This is a genomic window from Parvibaculum sp. (assembly GCF_049672805.1).
In the GTDB taxonomy this organism is placed as follows: domain Bacteria; phylum Pseudomonadota; class Alphaproteobacteria; order Parvibaculales; family Parvibaculaceae; genus Parvibaculum.
In genome coordinates this window covers 1-3721 of record NZ_JBATWS010000313.1, presented here as the reverse complement: position 1 = coordinate 3721, position 3721 = coordinate 1, and the positions used below count along the sequence as shown (strand labels likewise).

At 58.0% G+C, this 3721-nt stretch carries 6 protein-coding genes; 5 read left to right on the top strand and 1 reads right to left on the bottom strand.

The annotated features are described in order from the left end of the window. The 5 genes from WBF74_RS10000 to WBF74_RS09980 form a co-directional block, all read left to right on the top strand. The coding region (locus tag WBF74_RS10000) for a class II aldolase/adducin family protein (protein ID WP_424438980.1) at positions 1-594 on the top strand (594 nt) is incomplete at its 5' end. A gap of 183 nt (positions 595-777) precedes the next feature. Further along, the gene (locus tag WBF74_RS09995; RefSeq protein WP_424438977.1) at positions 778-1269 is read left to right on the top strand and encodes a CinA family protein; all 492 of its coding nucleotides are present in this window, start codon (positions 778-780) and stop codon (positions 1267-1269) included. 115 nt (positions 1270-1384) lie between these two features. Beyond that, positions 1385-1738, top strand: coding sequence for a flagellar biosynthesis regulator FlaF (gene flaF, locus WBF74_RS09990; RefSeq protein ID WP_424438974.1), 354 nt, complete (start codon positions 1385-1387; stop codon positions 1736-1738). A gap of 23 nt (positions 1739-1761) precedes the next feature. Further along, entirely contained in the window at positions 1762-2187 is a 426-nt protein-coding gene (locus tag WBF74_RS09985; protein ID WP_424438971.1) for a flagellar biosynthesis repressor FlbT, read from the top strand. Continuing rightward, the gene (locus tag WBF74_RS09980) at positions 2184-2975 is read left to right on the top strand and encodes a DUF1217 domain-containing protein (RefSeq protein WP_424438968.1); all 792 of its coding nucleotides are present in this window, start codon (positions 2184-2186) and stop codon (positions 2973-2975) included. The genes WBF74_RS09985 and WBF74_RS09980 overlap by 4 nt, the downstream gene beginning before the upstream one ends. A 57-nt stretch (positions 2976-3032) precedes the next feature. Here WBF74_RS09980 and WBF74_RS09975 read toward each other — a convergent pair. Beyond that, a partial coding sequence (locus WBF74_RS09975) for a hypothetical protein (RefSeq protein WP_424438965.1) occupies positions 3033-3721 on the bottom strand: 689 nt, incomplete at its 5' end.

The following is a 3721-nucleotide window of genomic DNA, read 5'->3' as shown; positions in this document are numbered from 1 at the left end:
ATGGACGCGCGGGGCCTCAACCGGGGCACGTCGGGCAATGTCTCGGCGCGGTTGGGGTCGGACATGCTGGTCACGCCCTCAGGCGTTCCGCCTTCCCGGCTTCAGCCCGAGCATATTGTGCGTATGGACGCGGAAGGCCGTTACAATCCTGAGGGCATGAAGCCTTCAAGCGAGTGGCGGATGCATGTGAAGCTGTTGCAGCTTCGGCCGGATGTGAATGCCGTGGTGCATTGCCATTCGCGCTTTGCAACGACGCTTGCCTGTGCGAACCGTCCCATTCCCTCGCTGCATTACATGGTATCGGTGAGCGGCGGGCCGACAGTGCCGGTGGCGCCTTATGCGACCTTCGGCACTGAGGAGCTTGCGGTGTTGGTCTGCGAGACGCTGTCAGGGCAGTATGGCGCGCTCATGGCCAATCACGGACAGATAGCGGTGGCGCCGAGCCTTCAACAGGCGCTGGTGATTGCCGAAGAGATCGAGGAACAGGCGGCCATTTATTACGGCACGCTCGCCATTGGCGGGCCGGTTCTGCTCGATGATGCAGAGATGGCCCGCGTCGCCGAACAATTCGGCTCCTACGGGCAGAAGCCCTAGATCGCTTGCCAGCCCGAAACGGTACCCTCGCCGCGCGCTTGTGATGGAACGCTCACCCGCCCCCGTCCGTTGATGCGGAAGCATCATTTTCGTTGCTGGACCCGGATAGCAGCGACCTTGCCGGAGGCTGAAGTGGGCGGACCAACGCTGAGTGAGGAGACAATCAAACAAGCCACCACCGTCATGGACCTTCTGACGTCGGCCAAGATGTCGCTCGTCACGGCGGAATCCTGCAGTGGCGGCCTTGTTTGCACGCTTCTCTCAGGTGCGGAAGGGGCGGGAACGGCCCTGGAAGGTGGCTTTGTCGTTTACACGAAAGATCAGAAAGCGGTTGCGCTCGGCGTCCAGCGTGAGTTGCTGCAGAAAATCGGAAGTGTCGAACCGGAGATAGCGCGGCGCATGGCAGAAGGGGCGCTGGAGCGATCATTGGCGGATATTGCGCTTGTGCTCACCGGTGTGATCGGGCCGGCAGAGGATGAAGATGGCAACCCTGTCGGCCGTGTGATCTTCGGGTATGGCCTCAGAGGCGAGCCGGTAGAGGTAGAAGAATGCCGCTTTGAACCGATGGAACCTGATGAGATGCGAAATCTCATCGTGTCCCATGCACTCACACTTCTTGAGCGAAAGATTCGCCAGGCGGCAGAATGTGGCGGGCGGCGCCTCCAGCGTCCTTGATCGGGACACCATCTGCGCTCTTCTTTGCGGGCCAACCTTAAAACCCCGCTTAAACATCGTCTTCTAGCGTCGATGCCAATGCGCCAATGCAGGCGGTTTCGCGGGAGAAGGCTGAATGCGCCAGATCAATGCCTATAAAGAGACAAAAGAGGAAATTGTTGCGCCACGCGATATGGAACGACGCATTTTTGAGCGCGTGACCGATCAGCTTCGATTGGCGGACAAGGAGGAGAGCCGCACCGAATTCTTTCACAGGGCAGTGCTGGAAAACCGCCGCCTTTGGGCCGCTCTTGCAAGCGATGTCGTTGATCCTAGCAACCAGATGCCAAACGAACTCAAGGCGGGCCTCTTGTCACTCGCGATATGGGTAGAGCGAGAATCGTCCAGCATCCATAGCGGTGACGCGCCGGTTTCCGGTCTTATCGAGGTCAATCAGGCGATGATCGCAGGCCTTAGCGCATCGTCCTGAATGTTGAGCGAGGGATTGAACCCATGGGACTGAACATCCGCCTTCTTCATGGTGACAAATGCGTTATCAATGGTGCCGTGATCTCCTGCAAGTCGCAGCGGGCGACCATCAGCGTTGAAAACTACGCCCATGTCATCCGCGGCCCTGACATTCTCGATCCTGCTGATGTGAAGACGCCGACGCAGCATGTCTATTTCGTTATCCAGCTCATGCTGATCGATGCGGAAAATGTCGAGAGGCACAAGCTGCATTACAACACGGTGATGGGGCAGTTGCGCTATGCACTGGAGAATGCCGAGGTGCTGGATACGCTTTCGCGCATCGACGGGCTTGTGGAAAACGGCGACTTCTATGCTGCGCTTCGCGAGCTGAAATCCGTCCTTGCCTATGAGGAGCGGCTTCTGGGGGATACGCCTGCCATACGACCGCTGGCGGAGGCGTGTCCATGACAACTTTTCTCGACTACAGGATCACCTCGCAGAATATGAGCGCGCGTATCGAGGCGATCGGCAACCAGAACTTCATCAAGCGGGAAGCGGCCTATTTCCGCGAGAACATCGCCAAGGTTTCGTCGGGCGATGAGCTGATGAATGATTACAGGCTTTACACCTTTGCGATGAAAGCCTTCGGCCTTGAAGAGCAAATCTATGCCAAGGGCCTGATGAAGAAGGTATTTGACGGCGGGGTCAAAGATCCCAAATCCATGGCGAACTTGTTGACGGACAGCCGGTTCAAGGAAATCGCAACGGCCTTCGGCTTTGCCGAGACCGGCAATCTCAACATGCTCATCACCTCCAATGTTGAAAAGATAGTCCTGCGTTATATGCAGCAGGAGCTGGAAATTCAGGCGGGGGAGAGCAATCAGGGTGTGCGGCTGGCGCTCTACTTCCAGCGCATGGCGCCCGGTATCGACAATTGGTATGAGGTGCTGGGCGACCCGGCGCTGGCGGAAGTGGTGCGAACTGCTTTCGGCCTGCCGGACGAATTCGCGCAGACCAATATTGACAAGCAGGTTTCCTATTTTGAAGAGAGATTCCCTATTGAGGATCTGAAGAACCCTGAGAAGGTGCAGAAGTTTCTGGAGCGTTTCACAGCGTTCTGGGATGTATCCGGCAAGGCGCCGGACATGATCAATCTCGCCGCGCATGGTATAGCTCCGATTGCACCGCTCGGCAGCAATACGCTGGTGAGCATCGACCCTTCTCTTCTCACGGAGCTTGCTCGTTACAAAATCTGAAAAGTCGGAACGTCCGAGGGCCGGATAAGGCGACCATGCGAATGGTCGCCTTTTTTGTCAGGGGGCGGTGGCGAGTTCCGATGCGAGAGTGATGAGGTCATCGCTTGCTTCCAGAATGGCGCTCATCCGGCTTTCCGGGGAAATGTTGTCCGTTTCTGTCTCGGGGGCGCTCGTAAAGGCGATTGCCGCAATTCTTGCGCTTCCGCCCCAGATGTTCCGATGCGGTGCGAGAATGCGGTTTGCTTCATTTTCCTCGCTCAACAGCAGGGCGGCGGTAGCAAGCCGGTCACAATCCTCAATGGTGATGTTCTCGCCCGCGAAGAAAATCTCGCGGGTCAGATCGAAAGCGGTCTGAACCTGATCTTGTCTGAGTGCGGCATCCGCGAGTTGCCGCCTTTCACGGTCGGTGATTGTTGCGCCGAGTATTTTGCGCGCGGCGTCGATCTCGTGACGTGCGATGGCGACATCGAGATAGGCATCCCGGAGCAGGCTTTCCCATGTCGTCGGGTCTCTGTCTTTCAGTGCGGAAGCCAGTATCTCCTGCGCCTTCGCCGTGTCACCGAGTTTGAGCCAGGTCCGGGCGAGTGCGGCGATGAGGTCACGTTTTGCAGCGAGCGTTGCGCCGCGGGCATCACCGGCGAGATCGCCCAGCAATGCTTCATATGTTTCTCGTGCCTCGTGATAGCGGCCGGCGGTAAACATCATGCGGGCATAGGCCATATCGGCCTGGATGAGATCGGGGCCGG